Below are 20,197 nucleotides of genomic sequence, written 5' to 3' on the forward strand. Positions count from 1 at the left end.
CCTGTATATGTATGTTTCTTTATAGGATATTAACAGCTACTTTGGCTGATAATACCTCTTTATTTATGATGGGTTTATAGAGCAATAATAGAGGGTTTGTAGAGGGTTCATAGAGGTAAATCTCTATAAACCCTCTATTTCTACTCAGTTAATTATCTGTTTAGACAATTTAAAATATAATTTAGGGCCTAAGATGGGGATAAGCAGATAGGAATGACAAAACTAGAGTACTTCTGACCGGTCAATCTGACATTCTGTCTTAAAGTCAATTTTGGAACAGCCCTTGATAAGTTGATTGCAGTAATAAATAGTTAAACAGTAAAATACATATGCAAGAAAAGGGTAGTATTTCGATTCATACCGAGAATATATTTCCGGTGATTAAAAAGTTTTTATACTCAGACAACGAAATTTTCTTAAGAGAGCTGGTTTCCAATGCGGTAGATGCCTCTCAGAAGATTAAAAGATTGGCTTCTCTTGGACAATTTAATGGTGAAGTTGGGGATTTACTGGTCGACGTTAAATTTGACGAAGAAGCAAAAACTATTACCATATCGGACAATGGTATCGGAATGACGGCTGATGAAATAAAGAAGTATATCAATCAGATAGCTTTTTCGGGTGCCACAGAATTCATGGAGAAATTTAAAGAAGCAAACGATGCGAACGAAATCATAGGTCGTTTCGGTTTGGGTTTCTACTCCGCTTTTATGGTTGCTGATCGTGTGGAGATTCAATCGCTCTCCTTCCAGAATGGCGCTGAACCAGCGCATTGGACTTGTGATGGCAATACTTCCTATGAAATCTCCGAGGGAACACGTACGACACGTGGAACAGACGTGATTTTGCACGTTAATGCAGATTCGACAGAATTCCTTAGTAAATTTAGGTTGCAGGAAATTTTGGACAAGTATGCTAAATTTTTGCCAGTACCTATCCGTTTTGGTACGAAGACGACATCGGAGCCCGATGGCGAAGATGAAGAAGGTAAGCCTAAATATAAATCAATAGAGGTCGATAATATTATTAATAATACGAATCCTGCATGGACAAAATCTCCTAGCGAGCTGAAGGATGAAGATTATTTGGCCTTCTACCGTGAGCTTTATCCCGCTTCCATGGATGAGCCTTTATTTTGGATTCATCTCAATGTGGATTATCCTTTCAATCTGACAGGTATTCTTTATTTTCCCAAAATAAAGAATGAGTTAGAAATTCAGCGCAATAAAATCAAGCTTTATTCTCGTCAAGTATTTATTACGGATGAAGTTAAAGACATTGTCCCTGAGTTTTTAATGTTATTGCATGGTGTGATCGATTCTCCGGATATTCCGTTGAATGTGTCCCGTTCTTTTCTACAGGCAGACAGTAATGTTAAAAAAATAAACAATTACATCACTAAGAAAGTAGCCGACAAACTTCAGGAGATTTATAAAGCCGATCGTAAGGGCTTTGAAGATAAATGGACTGATATCGGTCTCTTCATCAAGTATGGTATGTTGAGTGATGAGAAGTTTGCGGAGAAAGCGAATGAATTTTGTCTGTTGAAAAACACTTCCAACGAAAGTTTTACGTTGAAAGAGTACTATGAAAAAGTGAAAGATATTCAGGTCGACAAAGAAGGCAACATTATATACTTATACAGTTCAGACGTTAATCAACAAGACGGTTTTATCAACACAGCTACGGCTAAAGGTTACGATGTACTGGTTCTAGATGGTCCATTGGATACGCATTTTGCTTCTTACTTAGAGCAAAAGGGAGGTGAAAAGGTACAATTGAAACGTATCGATTCAGATATCATCGACAAACTTATCCAGAAAGATGAGAAGATTGATCTGCTATTGAATGAGGACGAGAGTAAAAAGGCTACGGAGTTATTCCAAAAAGCTATTAACCGTCAGGATATGAATGTACAGATCGAGGCCTTGAAAGAAGATGAGTTGCCCGTGTCTGTAACTTTGGATGAGTTTATGAGACGTATGAAAGATATGGCTAAAACTGGTGGGGGTATGGGCTTCTATGGTAATATTCCTGACAATTATAAAGTGACCGTAAACGGTAATCACCCGTTAGTAAAACGTATTCTAGAAAGCAGTGAAGCTGAAGGAGAGAAGTTGGCTAAACAGGCTTTTGATCTGGCATTATTGTCCAGAGGTTTGTTAACAGGAGCTGATTTGACATCGTTTGTCAAGCGAAGTGTAGAGATGATTTAATATGGGCGAAAAATAATCGCTTAATCCTCATTGTGTTATTATGCAATGAGGATTTTTTGTTAAAAACATTTGGAGTATATCGATAAAAAACCTACTTTTGTATCACAAACACGGTAGGTATAGCTCAGTTGGTTAGAGCACTAGATTGTGGTTCTAGGGGTCGTCGGTTCGAGCCCGATTACTTACCCGCTTCTAAAGGCTTCTCAGAAATGAGAGGCTTTTTTGTTTTTACTGTAGCCTTAATTTAAAGACGGGTTTTTGGGAAAATTTGCCACGTGAGCATATTTAGGGCCGAGACTGATTAACGCTTGTTTCCAGAGATCATCTCCATCCAGTACAAACGGAAGATGGCTATCGAATGAATTATGTACCGCCCATGAGTTTTGCGCTATCTCTTCCTCTAGCTGCTTGGGTGACCATCCAGAGTATCCGAGAAAGAACTTAATGTTGTCTGGTGTTAATATGCCTTCCTGAACAAGAAAAATAGCTTGATTTAGATCTCTTCCTAGAGCGATGTCTTTGGTAATGGGTGTTCCCCCTGCTAGGTCTGTCGTACGATGTAAAAAGAACAGGGCGTCATTCTGTACTGGTCCCCCGATATAAATAGGTGTATCGACCTGAATGCCTTCAATGACATCTGATAATAGTAAATTCGAGCGGTGATTTAGAACCAATCCAAGTGTGCCGTCTTCGTTGTGCTCGCAAAGCATAATAACTGAGCGCTCGAAATTGGGATCGAGTATGAAAGGCTCGGATACGAGCAGACTTCCCCGAGTGGGCGTATTTTGATTGAACATCGTTTCTGTTATTAACTATATGACATAAACATAAGTAAAATAGGTATTATATCCAATTTGTGAACCTTCGAAGCCGCCGATTCTATGGAAGCAGCCCGTAATGGGGGATGACTTTGGTATCGTTTCGAAAAAGGAATAAAGATGACAATCTTTTGTGTTGCATTTAGTAAGTTTGTCTATCACAAACAAAACTATTCTCATGGCAATCGATCATAAAGATATTGCGGCTATCCGCGAGGATTATTTGAAGGATTCTCTCTCCGAAGAGCATATGTCGGCGAATCCTTTTGAGCAGTTTGAAAACTGGTTTGGACAGGCATTGGAGGCTCATGTTATCGAACCTAATGCAATGACTTTATCCACGCTTGGCGAGGATGGGTTTCCAGCTTCTAGGATCGTGCTGTTAAAAGACATTAAACTCAACGGCTTTAGTTTTTTTACGAACTATCAAAGTAAAAAAGGATTGGATATGGAAGGCAGTTCGAAGGTAAGTCTCTTGTTTTTTTGGCCTGAATTGCAACGCCAGGTCCGCGTGGAAGGACTCGTTGAACGGTTATGTGAAGAAGATTCCAATGAATATTATGCGTCGCGTCCCAAAGGAAGCCGTATTGGTGCGTGGGCTTCTCCGCAAAGTCAGGTTATCCCGAATAGAGAGTTTTTGGAAGAAAGGGTTAGTTTTTACGAAAAGAAATTTAAAGACACTGAAATCGTTCCTCGTCCAGAATTTTGGGGCGGTTATTTGGTTAGACCACTTAAGGTTGAATTTTGGCAGGGGAGAAGCTCACGGCTGCATGATAGGATTACCTATGTATGGGAAGCTGATGATTGGGTTATCAATAGATTAGCACCATGATTGAAAGAATCAAGAAAGATCTGGATTTAAAGTTTGGGGCCATGGCATCTGAGGTTGTCGAATGTGGTATTCAGGCTACGTTGTTGATCAAAAAAGAGGTGTTCTGTGAGGTATGTTTTTGGTTAAGAGACCATCCCAGCTACTACTTTGATTTCTTGGCAAATGTTACGGCGGTGGATTATTTTCCGGAGCCTAAGTTTGCTGTAGTATACCACCTAACTTCTATTCCTTTTCAATTGCAATTGACATTACGTGTTGAGGTTGCACGTGATGGCGTACCCGAGGTTCCTTCTGTAAGTTCTGTATGGCGAACAGCAGATTGGCATGAACGGGAGGCTTTTGATTTGATGGGAATTTACTTTGATGGACATCCCGATTTACGAAGGATATTGTTGCCCGATGATTGGGAAGGTTTCCCATTGCGTAAAGACTACGAAGATCCTGAAAGTTATCGTGGTATTCCAGTTAAGATTTGATAAAGAGTATGCACACAAAATATAATCAAGGGTACCTGCAATATTTGGAACGAATGAAGCAGATTGGATCCACGGAAATGGTTATTAATATGGGACCCCAGCACCCGTCGACACACGGTGTGCTGCGGTTGGAGTTGATCACGGATGGTGAAGTTGTAAGGGATATCATACCGCACTTGGGTTATTTACACCGTTGTTTTGATAAGCATGCGGAATCGATGAACTATGGGAAAACTATTCCTTTTACGGATAGACTGGATTATCTGGCATCGATGAATAACAGCCATGCGTTCGTCATGGGAGTGGAGCGTATGCTTGGGATCGAACATAAGATTCCCAAACGGATAGAATATATACGTGTCTTAGTGTGTGAACTCAACCGGATCGCCTCGCATCTAATAGCGATAGGCACATATGGTATAGATATCGGCGCTTTTACACCATTTATGTGGTGTTTTAGAGATAGGGAACATATCATGAACCTATTGGAATGGGCGTCTGGCTCCAGAATGCTGTATAATTATATCTGGGTGGGCGGTTTGTTTTATGATTTGCCCGTCGGATTTGAAGAGCGCTGTCAGGAGTTTGTCCAATATTTCAAACCTAAGCTTGTCGAATTGGATGACTTATTGTCAACGAATCAGATTTTTATATCAAGAACAGCAAATATAGGTGTGTTGCCAGCAGATGTCGCAGTAAACTATGGCTGTTCGGGACCGATGTTGCGAGCGAGTGGCATCAAATGGGATTTGAGACGTATCGACGGGTACTCGGTGTACCCAGAATTGGATTTTGAAATTCCAATCGGAAAAGGCGAGGCTGGAACAGTAGGCGACTCTTGGGATCGGTACAAAGTGCGTGTGGATGAAATCCATGAGTCCGTAAAAATAATAGAGCAATGTCTTGCACGGTTGTTGTCTGATTTTGCACGTTTGCCGGACTTTGATCCGCGTGCATTAGTCCCGAAAAAAGTAAATCTGAAGGCTCAGAATTATTATGTACGTGCCGAAAATCCAAAAGGAGAGTTGGGCTTTTACTTTGAGACACAAGAAAAGACAGACATTCCTAGGCGTTTAAAGGCTAGAGGGCCAAGTTTTAATAATCTTTCGGTACTTCCGGAATTAGGAAGGGGTGTTTTGATAGCTGATTTGATAGCAATCCTGGGCTCAATAGATATTGTATTGGGAGAAGTGGATAGATAACGAATAAAAATGCAAAAAAGCGCATAAAAAATTTGGAGTTTAAACATTAAGTTGTATCTTTGAGTTCTCATAATTTAAGTTTATAATTGGTTAATAGGAAGTCTGCATCCGCCCGGATGCAGGCTTTTTTATTTTGGTAGAGACCATATATTCCGTGTTATCAGGATCGACAATAGAGCTACTTGATTTTTTACTAAAAGTTGTTGTATTGGAGAGATTTATCTAAGTTTATATGTCAAAACGATAACCAATAACAAAGATGAAACCCTTTATCCTTTCAAAGTGGAGGTATGTATTGACCGTAAAATGTTTGAACAGACCTGTATTCCATTTGCTACAAGTTGTTGCTCTGTCTCTTCTTGTGTTTTTTGGAGGGTATGCTAACATTTATGCGCAGCATTGGGACTTCAAGGGTAATAAAAGTAGTGTAACTATACCTATAGAGATCGTCAATCATATTATTACTATCCCTGTACAGCTTAATGGAGAGGAGTTGAGATTTATTTTAGACACAGGTGTGAAGGAAACTTTATTGTTCGGAAATATAGATTCTGTAGTTCTTCATAATGTTACGTCAATAAACTTTAATGGACTAGGGATTTCTGAGGGGCTCAAAGGGCTCCTGTCCCTAAGCAATGTATTGGTATTGGGAGATTCTGCGTTGATTGATCATAGACATGATCTCTATGTTGTGGTGGACAGTAGTGTCAACCTATCCAAAAATATAGGTATTCCTATCCATGGGATTTTAGGAAGCCATTTTTTTAGCTCTCATATCGTTCGTATTGATTATGTGAAAAAGAAATTGCAGGTCTTTAAGTCTTTAAATGGGATCGAGAAGATGCTCCAAAAATATACAGTTTTCAAAATGGATCTTTTGAAAGATCGTCCTTTTGTAGCGGTGGACATACTGACGGGGAGGCAAGAATTCGAAAGTTTGCGCATGTTGGTCGATTTGGGGAATTCTGATCCTTTAATGCTGTTTACTACAGCACTTCAAGATTATATGATCAACACGCCTTATGTGTACGAATTTTTAGGACAGGGATTCAATGGTGATATCTATGGTAAAAGAAGTCGAATTGCTAAAGTACGCATTGGCCGGTTTAGCTTGAACGAACCCTTCGTTTCTTATCCGGATACCAATTCGTATAACGAGCTTAGGTTGGCAACAGGACGTGTCGGCTCTATTGGCAACCAGGTGATGTCACGCTTTGACGTGGTTTTCAACTATACCGATAGCCTACTGTATCTTAAGAAAAACAGATTGTTTGCCGACGCCTTTAATATTGATATGAGTGGGTTGGAGATTCGCCATGAGGGATTTACTTGGGTAAAGAATGAAGTGCTACCACAGGTAAATGATTCAAAGATGAAATATGACGCTAAAACCGTGAATTTGGGAACAGATGTTACGTATCAGATAGCGTTGGTACCTTCTTATGTGGTGTACCATGTACGCAAGGACTCTCCTGCTGATTTGGCAGGGATCAGGATTGGAGATGTTATTTATAAGATAAATGGTAGTTATGCTGGAAAGATTGGGCTGGAGAAAATAAGACAAAAATTGCAGGTCAGAAATAATTATGGAGTAAGTCTTGAGGTCAAACGCGATGGAGAGTTGCACAAGTTCAGATTTGCGCTGATAGATCCTATTTTATTGAAATAAAAAAGGGCTGTGAAAACAGCCCTTTCGTGATTATTCGAAGTATTCTTTGATTCTTTCGAAGAATGATTTCTCCGATTTCCCAGGTTGTGGTTTGAAATTTGCCGAACCTTTCAGTTTCTCTAGGATTTCACGCTCTTCCGAAGAAACTGCTTTGGGAGTCCAAATATTTACATATATCAGTTGATCTCCTTTATGGTAAGAGTTTACTTCAGGAATACCTTTGCCTTTGAGTCTTAGAATCTTTCCTCCCTGTGTTCCTGCATCAATCTTGATCTTCGCTTTGCCATCTATCGTTGGGACTTCTACACTAGTGCCCAGAGCGGCATCTGCAAAATTGATGTAAAGATCATAGATAACATTGATACCATCACGTTTCAGTGATTCGTGTGGTACTTCTTCGACCAAGATGATAAGATCTCCAGGTATTCCTCCCCGAGGAGCTGCATTTCCTTTCCCTGTCATGGAAAGCTGCATTCCTTCACTTACGCCTGCAGGGATATTTATCGTTATCGTTTCTTCACCTCTTTCCAGACCATCTCCCTTACAGGTGGTACATTTAGCGGTGATTTCTACACCTTCTCCGTTACAGGTAGGACAGGTGCTTGTCGTCTGCATTTGGCCTAGGATAGTATTGGTGACCCGTCTTACGGAGCCCGAACCGCCACAGGTGTTGCAAGTATGAAAAGATGACTTGTCTTTAGCTCCGGAGCCATCACAGGTCGTACATACAATCTGTTTGTTGACTTTAACCTTTTTCTCCGTTCCTTTTGCAATCTCTTCTAGGGTCAGTTTTACTTTGATTCGTAGGTTACTTCCTTTTTGAACACGGCGGCCACTGGAACGAGAACCTCCACCAAAAAAGCTTTCAAAGGGATGGCCTCCGCCAAATATATCGCCGAACTGGCTGAATATGTCATCCATATTCATACCGCCGCCGCCGCCAAAACCACCCGAGTTGCCCGCGTGGCCAAACTGATCGTATCGTGCTTTTTTTTCTTGGTTGCTTAGTATTTCATAAGCTTCAGCGGCTTCTTTAAAGTTTTCTTCAGCCTCTTTGTCTCCCGGATTCTTGTCCGGGTGAAATTTAATAGCCAGTTTGCGGTAAGCTGATTTTATCTCGGCAGCATCGGCTTGACGCGATACCCCAAGTACATCATAATAATCTCTCTTAGACATTCCTCTTCTATTCTTATTGTCCTATCACTACTTTAGCAAAACGAATTACTTTGTCATTTAGAAAATATCCCTTTTCTACGGTATCTACCACTTTATTCTTTAAGTCCTCGGAAGGTGCAGGGATACTTGTTATTGCCTCTTGAAAATCGGCATCGAAAGGTTGTCCTGTGGTATCCATTTCTTTAAGACCTTCATTTTCTAGGAGCTTTCTGAACTTGTTGTTTACCAGTTCTACACCTTGTTTGATGGCCTCAAGATCTTGTGCATTGTTCATCGAGGCAAGTGCGCGGTCGAAATCATCCAATACCGGTAATAATTTGGAAATTACGCCTTGCCCTGCAGTTTGTATTAACTCTACACGTTCTTTGGACGTTCTCTTTTTGTAATTGTCAAATTCGGCAAACAACCGAGCAAACTTATCGTTAGCTTCTGCCAGTTGATTGGTTAAAGACTCTTCCATAGATAATTCTGCAGCTTCGTTTTGCTGCGTGTCGTCTTTTGCTGAGTTTTCGTCTTGAATATGTTCTTGTTCGTTCATCATCACCCTGTTTTTTATCTGCGTTAATAGCTTGCGTATGGTATTCAAAAAATTTGCCATTATAAAAATATCCGACAGCTTGTCAGTATTTTGAAATAAATACATGCAAAGTGTCGGATTATGATCTGTTTTGTCAGTTGCCTTAAATGCTTACATTGTCATGCATGGCACCGTCTTCTGTTTTGATAATGCGTGCCGGCATGTTACGGATGATTTGATAATCATGTGTAGCCATGAGGACGGCTGTGCCTGAAGAAGCGATGTCACGGAGTAACAGTACGATTTCTTCTGAAGTGGCTGGATCTAGGTTACCTGTTGGCTCATCCGCCAAAATGATTTCAGGATCATTAAGCAATGCACGTGCGATAACGACACGTTGCTGTTCCCCACCAGATAGCTCATGTGGCATTTTCTTTAATTTGGAACGAAGACCTACTTTTTCCAATACATCTAACATGCGGTTTTGAATCAAGCCTTTGTCTGTCCATCCTGTTGCTTTTAAAGCAAATTCTAAGTTCTTTTCTATGGTACGGTCATTGAGTAAATGGAAGTCCTGAAAAACAATGCCTAATTTTCTTCTCAGAAAAGGCACTTCAGACTCCCGTAGCTTTTTCAAATCAAATCCGGCGACCAAGCCTTCTCCGTTTGCGATATAAAGATCACCATAGATAATCTTTAATAAACTACTTTTTCCTGTTCCGGATTGCCCGATAAGGTAAAGGAATTCTCCTTGAGCAATTTCCAGATTGACATTGGACAAAACCAAATGTTTTTGTTGGTATATATCTACGTTTCTTAGTCTTATTACAGTATTTTGTGCCATCTATTAAAGTTCTATTTTCTTAATTTGACCAAAGGGCAATTCATTGACTAATTGCATAATCTGTTCGGCTTTATCACCTAATCCAATTTTGTCAAGAGATTTATCTGGTCGATCTACTCGGAAATACGCTAACAAAGTAAACGAATTGTCTCGCAATTGGACATAGTCGGGTATTTTAGCGACACCTTTTACTTTTATTACATACATAAAACAAAGTTAATTTTTTTTTTCAAATTAAAGAATTATTGGTGTTGTGCTAAGAAATCAAGGGTATTTACCCCATCGGCATAGTCATTAAGAGCAGGGTGCTGACTTCTTCCCAATCTAAAAAGCGGTGGTGAAATCTGCAGGTCTTGTTGACAAACCACACACTGAATGTTATCTTTTTGTCCTTCAATAGCGGCTATTAATTGGTCCGTATTGTTATACTCTTCATAGAATACAACAGCTAAAGGGGAAGAAAGGGTATTGTCTTCTTTCAATAACAAAAAACCATTGTCGTAGTGTTTGTCTTTATTGATGAGATAGATGGATTTATTATAGTCGTAGTTGTTGTTGTATTTGAAATGTTCTCTGATAGGGCTGAATTGCTCAATTGCCTCAAAAAAGTTGGCAATGGGATAGTTCTTGGGGATATAGAGTTTGGATACGGATCTGCATCCCAGACCGAAATAATCAAAAATATCTGACCCTAAAGCTGTAAGTTCCTGAGGGGTTTCTTGTCCGGTAAGTACGGCGACAGCATTTCTGTTTTTTCGTATAATATGCGGTTTTTTACCAAAATAATACTCGAAATATCGTGCTGAGTTATTGGAGCCTGTCGCAATGACAAGGTCATAGTTCGTCAGTTTGTCGACCTCTTGGATTTTATCTTTAAACGAAGGGCATATTCGAATTAATTGACTGATCACAAAAGGGGTGAGTCCAGCATCGTCCGAGGAAAGCTTTACTTGTACGCGAAACCCCATAATCAAGCAGGAAAGTATATCGTGGAACCCAACTAGAGGAAGATTGCCAGCCAAAACAAGCCCCACGGTTTTATCGGAATCCTGCGCGGTATAATCTTGGATCCAAGCATTCAATTTTTCGGGGGTGAGCTGATGTCCTATGGCATTCATCTGACGCAGTACATTATCTGCTGTATACCAGGGGTTTTTATGGTGAAATTGAGCTGTTTTCTCCGTTGTTTCTGTATCGGGATGGGTTAACCATTCTCCTAATTTAGCAAAGGCTGCTATCCGTTCTTGCTTTGTCAAAATATATTATTTAGAATCGTTCTGATGAATATTTCGTTTATCTTTGTAATGTCAAATAATTGGATAAACGACTAAAGTTGTATACTTTTTTTTCGCTAGTTATAAATCCAATATTTACCTTTGACGTACAAAATTAGTTTATTTATTATAATTGTGAGGTTATAAATGGCGATAAAAATTACAGATGAATGTATTAATTGCGGCGCGTGTGAACCGGAATGCCCAAATAATGCAATATATGATGCGGGGGTACCTTGGAAATTTGCTGACGGTACGGCTTTGGATGGAGTAATTGATTTCGGGGATGGTGTTACTATTGATGCTGCTGCGTCGCAGGATGCTATTTCTGATGAGGTGTACTATATTGTTTCGGATAAGTGCACAGAATGTGTGGGATTTCATGACGAACCACAGTGTGCGGCGGTATGTCCTGTGGACTGTTGTGTGGAGGATGAGGATATCGTAGAGACCGAAGAGGAGTTATTGGCTAAAAAGGCTTGGTTACACGCTGAGTAGAACGATAAATATCGAAAGGTAACAAAAAGCACGACCATTAGGTTGTGCTTTTTTTTGTAGCCTTTCTGTTGAAATTTGTTTGCTAAGCCTTTCTATTTTTATATTTTTGTCGTAATCATAAATTATGTAATCACAAATATTATTAATAGATGTCAAAAAAGAAAGTAGGTTTTGTAACGCTCGTTACAATAACTATTGCGATAATTATAACTCTATTCTACGAATTTGATTTATTTGGTGTTTCTCCTTCCGTGATGATGGGAGTCCGTTGGTTAAGTGCGCTAGTATTGGTTGTGAATGCTTTGACAAGGAGGAATTTGACGACCTGGATATTGACTTGTTTGATTTTAGGCGTGTTTGTTGGGTTAGATTTTCCTGATTTAGCAATAGCTATGCATCCATTGAGTCAAGGGTTTATCAAGCTTGTCAAAACTATTGTGGGGCCGATCTTGTTTGCGACGCTGGTGTTTGGTATTGCGGGGCATTCGGATCTGAAATCTGTGGGACGTATGGCTTGGAAGTCTATGCTTTATTTTTTCTGTGCTACGACCTGTGCTATTTTTATTGGCCTGGTTGTAATTAATATTACAAAAGCGGGGGTTGGTGTCGATATTGAGCATATGCCTCATGAAGAATTGCCCACAACTTCAGCGGTGACTGATGCAGATCAAAAAGTATTGGACCACATTTCGGAAAGCGTACATGGTATATATAAGTTTAATGCATTTATACGGGATACTTTTCCTGAAAATATCGTGAAGTCGGTCTACGAAAACAAGGTTTTACAAATTGTAATATTTGGTGTGCTTTTCGGGATAGGCTTGGCTATGGTCAATGAAAAGAAGCGGAAGCCTTTGGTTGACTTTACGGAAAGCTTGGCCGAGGCAATGTTTAAGTTTACGAACCTTGTGATGCTTTTTGCACCGATAGGCGTGGGGGCGGCAATGGCGTATACGGTTGGGCATTTAGGAGTAGATATTTTGAAGAATCTCTTTATGTTATTGATGAGTCTCTATATTGCATTAGTGGCCTTTCTGCTTTTGGTTCTTTTCCCGGTGGCTTTGTACCTTAAAGTGCCTGTTAAACAATTCATAAATGCGATCAAAGAACCGGTATCCATTGCCTTTGCTACAACAAGCTCGGATGCTGCGCTTCCTAAAGCCATGGAGAATATGGAGAAGTTTGGTGTTCCACGTAAAATAGTATCTTTTGTTATCCCTACCGGCTATAGTTTTAATTTAGATGGCACATCGCTCTATTTGTCTTTGGCTTCTATATTTGTCGCACAGGCTGCCGGTATTGATTTGAGTATTGGCCAACAGCTGTTGATTGCATTTACATTGATGATTACGTCCAAAGGTGTGGCGGCTGTGCCTCGGGCATCGCTGATTGTTTTGATCGCTACGGCAGATCAATTTGGCTTGCCGACGTTTGTCATTGCTGCTATCCTTGGTATCGATGAGTTGATGGATATGGCTCGTACTTCGGTTAATGTCATTGGTAACTGTCTGGCTACGGTGGTGGTGGCGAAGTGGGAAGGGGAGTTTGACGAAACTGCTGCGCAAAATCCGAATTTTTTGGAAGAAGGCGAGTAGATTACTTGTTTGCCTTGTGCTTTTATTCAGGAGAGACTTGCAAAACGTAGGGATTTTTTTATATCTTTCTAAAATGAAAAGTTATCTCCCTTATTTAATTGCGACTATTCTAGTCTCGTGTTTATTTACGTTGAATGTAGTCAAAGCACAAGACTTTTCATTGCTAGAAGATCAATTTGCGAAGTCTAGTATATTGCCTAAACACCATTTTGGGTTTAGTCTTTATGACTTAGATAGCAATAGGTTTGTTTTTGGGAAGCAAGAGGATCAGTATTTTACCCCTGCTTCTAATACGAAAGTGTTTACACTGTTTACCGCATTGAAAACCATAGGAGACTCAATCCCCGGTATTCAATATGTACAACGAGGGGATTCTCTTATCTTCTGGGGGACGGGAGATCCCACCTTTTTACATCCTAAGTTAGATACCCGGCGGGTGTATGATTTTTTGAAATCCTCGGAAGCTAAGCTGTATTATGTTCCTCAGTCTCCTTCTGAGCCTGCTTATCGAGAGGGATGGGCTATAGAGGATTATGCCTATGACTACCAGCCTGAGGTTACTGGTTTTCCTATTTATGGTAATGTGGTAAGGTTTAAGGCCAGCGGTAAAGAATTGATCGCTGTTCCAAGTTATTTTAATGGAACAATCGGACTCAGTGACAGATCCAATACGTATTTTTCAGTAACTCGGGCACTTAATTCCAATCGATTTGACAGAAGCGTGCAAAGCATCCCATCTGGGTATAGCTCGAGCAAACCTTTTATTTGGTCGGATAGCTTGTTGGTAAAACTATTGCAAGATACCTTACACAAGCCGATAGCGGTTTTACCAGGTTACGGAAAACCTGTGGATATACAGGTTTTATATTCTTCCCCCCGCAATCAGGTTTTGCGAGAGATGATGCTTCCCAGTGATAATTTTCTCGCGGAACACTTGACGATGGTGGCCGCGGATATCCGTTATCAAGGATTTTATACGGATTCGCTGCGGTCTGAAATATACAACACGTATTATAGCCATTTTTTAGATCGTATCGAATTGCGTGACGGTAGCGGTCTGTCGACCTATAACAAGGTGTCTCCAAGGAGTTTGATCGAAGTTTTATTGAAGATAAGGGAGTTGATACCGGATGAGAATCAACGTTATTTATTTTTTCCTGCTGGTGGAGTGGATGGAACTTTAAAAAATGCTTACGCGCTGGATCAAGGAACTCCTTTTGTATGGGCAAAAACAGGTACTATACATGCTGTCCATTGCCAATCGGGCTATATTGTCACGCGGACGGGTCGACGGTATGCATTCTCTTTTCTGAATAATAATTTTATCACGAGTACTTCCAATATCCGTAAGGAAATGGTGAGGATCATGACCTTTATTCGCCAGAATTATTAATATTTCTTAACAATTGCTATATTCGCTAGTCAATTTTTAATATGCAAGATCTTATAAAGAATGACAAGAAGATGATTCGTTCTTGGGCCATGTTTGATTGGGCCAATTCAGCTTATAATCTTGTTATTACTTCCACCATATTTCCGATATACTATATCGCTATTACGACTTCAAAATCCGGGGGTGACGACTGGGTTCAATTTTTTGGATTTGAAGTTATCAATACGGTGCTCTCCAATTATGCGCTGGCCTTTGCCTATCTTGTTATGGTTTTAGCTTTGCCGTTTCTCTCTGCACATGCGGATGCTAATGGTCGAAAGATGCAGGTGATGAAGGCCTTTACGTATATCGGAGCCTTCGCCTGTATGGGACTTTTCTTTTTCAAGTTGGATACTTTGGAGTGGGGGATTGTGTGTTTTACACTAGCCGCTATGGGTTATATCGGAGGTGTAGCTGTCAATAATTCTTATCTGCCGGTGATTGCGACACCGGATCAGCAGGATGCGGTAAGTGCAAAGGGATTTGCCTACGGTTATGTGGGCTGTGTCACGATTCAGATCATCTGCTTTGTTTTTGTATTGAAACCAGAATGGTTTGGAATAGCGGATGGATCTTTCCCGGCTCGTCTGTCTTTCTTGTTGGTTGGTATTTGGTGGTTGGGATTTTCGATAATCCCTTTCCGAGTATTGCCCAATAATCATCCTTCCGATCATGCTTCGGGAAAGAAAATTTTTGAAAGGGTGAAAACGGAATTTTTAAGTGTTTGGGAGCAGATACGACTTAATAAAGGAATAAAGCGGTTTTTGCCGGCTTACTTTTTTAATTCTGTGGGCGTACAGACCATTATGGTTGTAGCGACGATGTTTGGGCAGAAAGAACTTAATCTCGAGCAGGAGTCTCTTATTATTACTATTATTTTGATTCAGCTGGTCGCTATTGTTGGAGCTTACGCGATGTCTTATTTAGCCAAGATTTTTGGAAATATTAAGGTCTTGATGTTAGTCACCCTGCTTTGGGCAGGTATTTGTGTATCTGCTTATTACTTGAACAGTGAGTTTCAGTTTTATGGTTTGGCATTTATGGTGGGGTTATTGATGGGGGGGATCCAATCCCTTTCTCGGTCTACGTATTCCAAATTATTGCCTCAAGAAATGGAGGATACGACTTCATTTTTTAGTTTTTATGATATTACCGAGAAATTGGCAATCGTGGTCGGCTTATTTCTTTTCGGATTGATTGAACAGATCACTCATAATATCAGATATTCTGCTTTATCGTTATCGATTTTTTTTATCTTGGGGTTTTTACTGTTGATCAGAGCGCTGAGATACAATACATATTTAAAACAGGTATCCAATGGATAAGAAAGTAGAGTTGTTTGTTCCTTGTTTTATAGATCAACTATATCCTGATACGGCGTTTAATACGATAAGGTTGTTGGAACGTGCGGGATGTGAGGTGCTATATAATAGCGAGCAGACCTGTTGTGGACAACCTGCATATAACGCCGGTTTTTGGGACGAAGCCAAAGAAGTAGGGGCTGGTTTTCTTAATAATTTCTCGGAGGATAATTATATCGTGTCGCCCTCGGCCTCTTGCGTAGGTATGTTAAAGGGTGGCTACAATGACCTTTTTACAAATTCTATAGAGCATAACCGCTGTAGAAATATTCAGCGTCATGTGCATGAAATTTCGGATTTTTTGGTTAATGTAATAAAAAGGGATTATTTTGGTGCTGAATTAGTTGGCACAGCGGTGTACCATGATTCATGTGCTGCACTGCGGGAGTGTGGAATCAAAGAGGAACCTAGAAAATTGCTGGCTCAGGTGGGGGGATTGGAATTGTTAGAAATGAAGGATGGCGAGACGTGTTGTGGTTTTGGTGGGACTTTCGCTGTCAAGTTTGAAGGTATATCTGTAGCAATGGCGGAACAAAAAGTGAAAAATGCGCAAGCTGTTAATGCGGATTATATTATTTCAACAGACGCTTCTTGTTTATTACAGCTTCAAGCGTATATTGACAAACATCATATTCCGATCAAAACGTTACACTTGGTTGATGTATTGACCTCGGGATGGGCAAATATATAACAAATCTGAAGGAAGGGGATGAGTTGGTGTTGGTGACCGAAGAAATCAAATAACAACAACATAAATCTAAACAAGCTAAAAATGAATTCAAGAAGAGATTTTATCAAGACTTTGGGCCTTGCTACTGCTGGGTTAGCTATCGCACCGAATCTAGACCTTTTTGCGGGCAAAAAGAAATGGTTTGAAATTTCACTCGCCGAGTGGTCGTTGCACCGCACATTGAGAAAAGGGGAATTGAAAAATATTGATTTTCCTGAGTTTGCTGCCAAAAAGTTTGGTATATATGGTGTTGAATATGTCAATCAGTTCTTTAAAGATAAGGCGCAAGATATGACCTATTTGAAAGACCTGAAGGATAGGGCTAAAAGTAACGGGGTTACTAATGTGCTGATTATGGTGGATGGTGAAGGGGAATTGGCCGGTGCTGACGAAACTAAACGCAAGCAAGCTGTCGAGAATCATTATAAATGGATTGATGCAGCGCACTTTTTAGGATGCAAAGCGATTCGTGTCAATGCTGCTGGAAAAGGTTCCAAAGAGGAAATGAAAGGCCGTATGGTCGAGAGTTTGTCTACGTTGGCCGATTATGGTAAAAAGGCAAAGATCAACGTGGTGGTGGAAAATCACGGCGGGACTTCTTCTCTTGGTGACTGGCTGGCAGACGTATTGAAAACTGTAGGTAAGAAAAATTGTGGCTCGCTGCCTGATTTTGGAAATTTCTATGAATACGATCGTTATCAGGGAGTGACGGATCTTATGCCATATGCTAAAGGAGTAAGCGCTAAGTCTAACGTATTCGATGCTAACGGTAATGAAGCTGTAATTGATTATGCTAAGATGATGGAGATTGTTAAAATGGCAGGGTATAAAGGCTATGTAGGCATTGAATACGAGGGAAAAGATCTTAGTGAAATTGATGGTATCATCGCTACAAAAGCATTGTTGGAGCGTTTTCAATAGAACATGTTACGAAATTACTTTCTGTCGTTTGCGTTGTTGATTATTTGTTCATGGACCTATGGGCAAAATAATAGCAAAATGAATATGTGGCAAGATAGCTTGGTGAATCTTGGCTCGAAGATGTTTGGAACGGGAGCAGAAACCGAACGGATAGAAAGTAATTTCGCTTTTGTGAAAACCTTGGTTTCTGCCCTTAAGGAACCAAATTCTTTTTATTTTGATTTCGAGGCTTTAGATGTAGTCTCTATTTTGCAAGCTCCAAATAGGTCATTCCGGATTATAAGTTGGAATCTACCGCTACAAGATGGTTCTTACCTATACTATGGTACACTACAGCATAAATCAGGAACTATCAAACTGACCCCACTGCTCGATAAGACTTTTGAGATTAAATCTCCCGGAGAGGATATTGTGTCCAATAAAAATTGGTATGGTGCACAGTATTATGATATTAAGCCTCTGGATAAGAATAGATATATTCTCCTGGGATGGAAGGGTCACCATAGGGATTATATGAAGAAGGTAATTGACATTTTGAACATTGCTCCTGATGGTGATGTTTCCTTTGGAGCAAAGGTCTTTTCGGATGATCCTCAAATAACTCGGAAAATATTTTCTTTTACTAGAGAGGCAGCGATGTATCTGAAGTACAATGCGAAAGAAGCTCGTATCGAGTTTGATCATATTGTGCCCGCCGACCCTAGTTTGAAAGATAATTATAAGTATTATGGCCCCGATCTAACGCACGATGCCTATCGAATGAAGGATGGGAAGCTTGTTTTCGAAGAGAATATCGTGATAGAAAACTCTTCATTGAAAGACGATGGTAGGTATATAGATCCCGTAAAACCCAATAAAAAACATAAGAGCGGTCTATAAGATAAATGTAACTATTTTATTGGGTTATGACGCTTTATTAAGAAATTATGTTTTCTTTGTTATTTATTATAACTAAAATATTGATATTGATCTAAGATTATGATTGAACAGAAAGATGAGGTGTTGGCTAACCATTTGACCAATAGGGGAATGGATGATAAGATGGTTATGGGACACCCCGCAGGATTATTTGTCTTGTTCTTTACGGAGATGTGGGAGCGCTTTAGCTACTACGGTATGCGTGCCTTGTTGACGACTTTTTTAATCTCTGAAATCGCCAAAGGTGGTTGGGGATGGACCAATGAAAGCGCTATGAGCTTATACGGTTGGTATACCATGTTGGTATATGCTACACCGATAATTGGCGGATATATAGCAGATAAACTGACCGGACAAAGAAAAGCTATCCTCATTGGCGCCTTGCTAATGACGCTAGGGCACGCATCTATGGCACTTGAAGGATTTGAAAAGAACTTTTTCTTTTTAGGCCTGGGGTTAATGATCTTGGGTAATGGTATGTTCAAACCTAATATATCTTCAATGGTAGGGCAATTGTATCCGAATACCAGTTCTAAGAAAGATGCTGGTTATACCATTTTCTATATGGGAATCAATGCAGGTTCATTTTTAGGTTCTTTATTATGTGGATATCTTGGGGAAAAGATTGGGTGGCATTATGGCTTTGGATTAGCTGGAATTTTTATGTTCTTTGGTATGTTACAGTTTTTTGTTGCACAAAGAGTGTTTGGTGTGATCGGAGAACAGCCAAAGAAAGAGACAGCCGCTATCATGGATGAAGAAGAAACACCAAAGAATGTGGTGCGTGACCGCTTGGTGGTCGTTGCTATATTGATGATTGCCAGTATTTTCTTCTTTTTAGCATTTGAACAGGCTGGTGGCTCCATGACAATTTTTGCAAAAAACTATACGCAAAGGGTATTGGATGGCACGCATGCTATCACTTTTAAATGGCTGGATGCTCTGTTGACCATTATCCCTATAGGAGCAGTCACATTTGTGTTGTTTAAATTGTCAGCAAAGATTTTTGATAAATATCCACTGACGATTATATTTACGCTATTGTCATTTGCTTCGATTGCTGCGTTGGGAATATGGAAAGTATATCGGGAGTTTACGGCAGTCGATACGGAAGTAACGGTAGCTTGGTTTCAGATATTGAACGCATTCTTTATTGTAACTTTTGCTTCTTTGTTCAGTAAGCTGTGGGAGAAAGTATGGAATCCATCTGGACCAGTCAAGTTCGCTCTAGGATTGATCTTGGTTGGAATTGGATTTATCGTATTGGCCTATGGCAGCAGTTCTATACCAAAGGGAGCAGAAACTGCAGCTGTTAGTATGATCTGGCTAATATTGGCTTACTTTTTCCATACGATGGGTGAACTGTGTCTTTCACCGGTCGGTTTGTCTTATGTAAGTAAGCTGTCTCCCAAAAAGTTGTTAGGATTAATATTTGGCTTTTGGTTCTTAGCATCGGCGATCGCCAATAAGATCGGTGCTTCGATGGGAGGTATGATTGATAAAATATCGCAAGAGTATTCGATGTCTGTTTTCTTCTTGATTATTGCGGCTCTGCCAATCGTTGTTGCATTGGTGTTATTGCTGCTGAATCCGATGCTGAAGAAAAAAATGCACGGTATCAATTAAAACTGCAGGGAATAAATGGAAGGTTCAGCGAATTATATGGTCTGGACCTTTTGTATTTTCAGTAGTGCAATATTAGTATTGAAATTGTATTT

Annotated in this window: 19 protein-coding genes and 1 tRNA gene; 14 read left to right on the forward strand and 6 right to left on the reverse strand. The window is 40.0% G+C overall.

What is annotated here, in order from left to right; translation table 11 throughout:
- The first annotated feature begins 329 nt into the window (after nucleotides 1-329).
- Together htpG and M472_RS32515 are read left to right on the forward strand one after the other, a co-directional pair.
- Complete coding sequence (gene htpG, locus M472_RS32510) at nucleotides 330-2,216, forward strand: molecular chaperone HtpG (RefSeq protein ID WP_021070081.1); 1,887 nt, start codon at nucleotides 330-332, stop codon at nucleotides 2,214-2,216.
- A gap of 113 nt (nucleotides 2,217-2,329) precedes the next feature.
- A tRNA-His gene (locus M472_RS32515) sits at nucleotides 2,330-2,403 on the forward strand.
- Between the two features lie 52 nt (nucleotides 2,404-2,455).
- Here M472_RS32515 and M472_RS32520 read toward each other — a convergent pair.
- Nucleotides 2,456-3,013, reverse strand: coding sequence for a YqgE/AlgH family protein (locus tag M472_RS32520; protein ID WP_021070082.1), 558 nt, complete (start codon nucleotides 3,011-3,013; stop codon nucleotides 2,456-2,458).
- 199 nt (nucleotides 3,014-3,212) lie between these two features.
- Here M472_RS32520 and pdxH point away from each other — a divergent pair, with 199 nt between their 5' ends.
- The 4 genes from pdxH (at nucleotide 3,213) to M472_RS32540 (ending at nucleotide 7,213) form a co-directional block, all read left to right on the forward strand.
- Complete coding sequence (gene pdxH, locus M472_RS32525; protein ID WP_021070083.1) at nucleotides 3,213-3,866, forward strand: pyridoxamine 5'-phosphate oxidase; 654 nt, start codon at nucleotides 3,213-3,215, stop codon at nucleotides 3,864-3,866.
- A complete protein-coding gene (locus M472_RS32530; protein WP_021070084.1) occupies nucleotides 3,863-4,342 on the forward strand; it encodes an NADH-quinone oxidoreductase subunit C in 480 nt (159 codons plus the stop codon). Before pdxH ends, M472_RS32530 begins: the two co-directional genes overlap by 4 nt.
- Nucleotides 4,343-4,350: 8 nt before the next feature.
- Complete coding sequence (locus tag M472_RS32535) at nucleotides 4,351-5,544, forward strand: NADH-quinone oxidoreductase subunit D (protein WP_021070085.1); 1,194 nt, start codon at nucleotides 4,351-4,353, stop codon at nucleotides 5,542-5,544.
- Between the two features lie 259 nt (nucleotides 5,545-5,803).
- Complete coding sequence (locus M472_RS32540; RefSeq protein ID WP_021070086.1) at nucleotides 5,804-7,213, forward strand: PDZ domain-containing protein; 1,410 nt, start codon at nucleotides 5,804-5,806, stop codon at nucleotides 7,211-7,213.
- Between the two features lie 30 nt (nucleotides 7,214-7,243).
- Here the strand turns inward: M472_RS32540 and dnaJ are convergent, their stop codons facing one another.
- The 5 genes from dnaJ to M472_RS32565 all read right to left on the reverse strand — a co-directional run bounded on the left by dnaJ (nucleotide 7,244) and on the right by M472_RS32565 (nucleotide 11,006).
- Nucleotides 7,244-8,389, reverse strand: coding sequence for a molecular chaperone DnaJ (dnaJ, locus tag M472_RS32545; RefSeq protein WP_021070087.1), 1,146 nt, complete (start codon nucleotides 8,387-8,389; stop codon nucleotides 7,244-7,246).
- A 13-nt stretch (nucleotides 8,390-8,402) separates the two neighbouring features.
- A complete protein-coding gene (locus M472_RS32550) occupies nucleotides 8,403-8,930 on the reverse strand; it encodes a nucleotide exchange factor GrpE (RefSeq protein ID WP_316928804.1) in 528 nt (175 codons plus the stop codon).
- A 139-nt stretch (nucleotides 8,931-9,069) separates the two neighbouring features.
- Nucleotides 9,070-9,750, reverse strand: a complete 681-nt coding sequence (locus M472_RS32555; protein ID WP_021070089.1) for a cell division ATP-binding protein FtsE — start codon at nucleotides 9,748-9,750, stop codon at nucleotides 9,070-9,072.
- A 3-nt stretch (nucleotides 9,751-9,753) separates the two neighbouring features.
- Complete coding sequence (locus tag M472_RS32560; RefSeq protein WP_021070090.1) at nucleotides 9,754-9,957, reverse strand: hypothetical protein; 204 nt, start codon at nucleotides 9,955-9,957, stop codon at nucleotides 9,754-9,756.
- A gap of 35 nt (nucleotides 9,958-9,992) precedes the next feature.
- Nucleotides 9,993-11,006: a hypothetical protein gene (locus tag M472_RS32565; RefSeq protein WP_021070091.1), complete on the reverse strand. Its 1,014-nt coding sequence runs from the start codon at nucleotides 11,004-11,006 to the stop codon at nucleotides 9,993-9,995.
- 165 nt (nucleotides 11,007-11,171) lie between these two features.
- Between M472_RS32565 and M472_RS32570 the strand changes: the two genes are divergently transcribed.
- From M472_RS32570 to M472_RS32605, 8 genes are all read left to right on the forward strand, one after another.
- Nucleotides 11,172-11,522 carry a 4Fe-4S binding protein gene (locus tag M472_RS32570; RefSeq protein WP_021070092.1) on the forward strand — a complete coding sequence of 117 codons (351 nt, stop codon included), beginning with the start codon at nucleotides 11,172-11,174 and terminating at the stop codon, nucleotides 11,520-11,522.
- A 149-nt stretch (nucleotides 11,523-11,671) separates the two neighbouring features.
- Nucleotides 11,672-13,117: a dicarboxylate/amino acid:cation symporter gene (locus M472_RS32575; protein WP_021070093.1), complete on the forward strand. Its 1,446-nt coding sequence runs from the start codon at nucleotides 11,672-11,674 to the stop codon at nucleotides 13,115-13,117.
- 73 nt (nucleotides 13,118-13,190) lie between these two features.
- The gene (locus tag M472_RS32580) at nucleotides 13,191-14,510 is read left to right on the forward strand and encodes a D-alanyl-D-alanine carboxypeptidase (protein ID WP_021070094.1); all 1,320 of its coding nucleotides are present in this window, start codon (nucleotides 13,191-13,193) and stop codon (nucleotides 14,508-14,510) included.
- 41 nt (nucleotides 14,511-14,551) lie between these two features.
- On the forward strand, nucleotides 14,552-15,874 hold the full coding sequence (locus tag M472_RS32585) for an MFS transporter (RefSeq protein ID WP_021070095.1): 1,323 nt from the start codon (nucleotides 14,552-14,554) through the stop codon (nucleotides 15,872-15,874).
- Complete coding sequence (locus M472_RS32590; protein WP_021070096.1) at nucleotides 15,867-16,601, forward strand: (Fe-S)-binding protein; 735 nt, start codon at nucleotides 15,867-15,869, stop codon at nucleotides 16,599-16,601. The genes M472_RS32585 and M472_RS32590 overlap by 8 nt, the downstream gene beginning before the upstream one ends.
- An 81-nt stretch (nucleotides 16,602-16,682) precedes the next feature.
- Nucleotides 16,683-17,561, forward strand: a complete 879-nt coding sequence (locus M472_RS32595) for a sugar phosphate isomerase/epimerase family protein (RefSeq protein WP_021070097.1) — start codon at nucleotides 16,683-16,685, stop codon at nucleotides 17,559-17,561.
- Between the two features lie 78 nt (nucleotides 17,562-17,639).
- On the forward strand, nucleotides 17,640-18,440 hold the full coding sequence (locus M472_RS32600) for a hypothetical protein (protein WP_021070098.1): 801 nt from the start codon (nucleotides 17,640-17,642) through the stop codon (nucleotides 18,438-18,440).
- Between the two features lie 99 nt (nucleotides 18,441-18,539).
- Nucleotides 18,540-20,105, forward strand: a complete 1,566-nt coding sequence (locus M472_RS32605; protein WP_021070099.1) for a peptide MFS transporter — start codon at nucleotides 18,540-18,542, stop codon at nucleotides 20,103-20,105.
- Nucleotides 20,106-20,197 lie beyond the last annotated feature (92 nt).

Origin of the sequence: Sphingobacterium paucimobilis HER1398, assembly GCF_000416985.1 — a bacterium.
Lineage (GTDB): Bacteria > Bacteroidota > Bacteroidia > Sphingobacteriales > Sphingobacteriaceae > Sphingobacterium > Sphingobacterium paucimobilis.

Bases quoted from the DNA above. Each gene is read 5' to 3' on its own strand.
- M472_RS32535 (WP_021070085.1), top strand. From the start codon at position 4,351: ATGCACACAAAATATAATCAAGGGTACCTGCAATATTTGGAACGAATG.
- M472_RS32575 (WP_021070093.1), top strand. From the start codon at position 11,672: ATGTCAAAAAAGAAAGTAGGTTTTGTAACGCTCGTTACAATAACTATT.
- M472_RS32590 (WP_021070096.1), top strand. From the start codon at position 15,867: ATGGATAAGAAAGTAGAGTTGTTTGTTCCTTGTTTTATAGATCAACTA.
- M472_RS32530 (WP_021070084.1), top strand. From the start codon at position 3,863: ATGATTGAAAGAATCAAGAAAGATCTGGATTTAAAGTTTGGGGCCATG.
- M472_RS32580 (WP_021070094.1), top strand. From the start codon at position 13,191: ATGAAAAGTTATCTCCCTTATTTAATTGCGACTATTCTAGTCTCGTGT.
- M472_RS32560 (WP_021070090.1), bottom strand. From the start codon at position 9,957: ATGTATGTAATAAAAGTAAAAGGTGTCGCTAAAATACCCGACTATGTC.
- M472_RS32595 (WP_021070097.1), top strand. From the start codon at position 16,683: ATGAATTCAAGAAGAGATTTTATCAAGACTTTGGGCCTTGCTACTGCT.
- M472_RS32550 (WP_316928804.1), bottom strand. From the start codon at position 8,930: ATGATGAACGAACAAGAACATATTCAAGACGAAAACTCAGCAAAAGAC.
- M472_RS32605 (WP_021070099.1), top strand. From the start codon at position 18,540: ATGATTGAACAGAAAGATGAGGTGTTGGCTAACCATTTGACCAATAGG.
- htpG (WP_021070081.1), top strand. From the start codon at position 330: ATGCAAGAAAAGGGTAGTATTTCGATTCATACCGAGAATATATTTCCG.
- M472_RS32540 (WP_021070086.1), top strand. From the start codon at position 5,804: ATGAAACCCTTTATCCTTTCAAAGTGGAGGTATGTATTGACCGTAAAA.
- pdxH (WP_021070083.1), top strand. From the start codon at position 3,213: ATGGCAATCGATCATAAAGATATTGCGGCTATCCGCGAGGATTATTTG.
- M472_RS32520 (WP_021070082.1), bottom strand. From the start codon at position 3,013: ATGTTCAATCAAAATACGCCCACTCGGGGAAGTCTGCTCGTATCCGAG.
- M472_RS32555 (WP_021070089.1), bottom strand. From the start codon at position 9,750: ATGGCACAAAATACTGTAATAAGACTAAGAAACGTAGATATATACCAA.
- M472_RS32570 (WP_021070092.1), top strand. From the start codon at position 11,172: ATGGCGATAAAAATTACAGATGAATGTATTAATTGCGGCGCGTGTGAA.
- M472_RS32600 (WP_021070098.1), top strand. From the start codon at position 17,640: ATGAATATGTGGCAAGATAGCTTGGTGAATCTTGGCTCGAAGATGTTT.
- M472_RS32585 (WP_021070095.1), top strand. From the start codon at position 14,552: ATGCAAGATCTTATAAAGAATGACAAGAAGATGATTCGTTCTTGGGCC.
- dnaJ (WP_021070087.1), bottom strand. From the start codon at position 8,389: ATGTCTAAGAGAGATTATTATGATGTACTTGGGGTATCGCGTCAAGCC.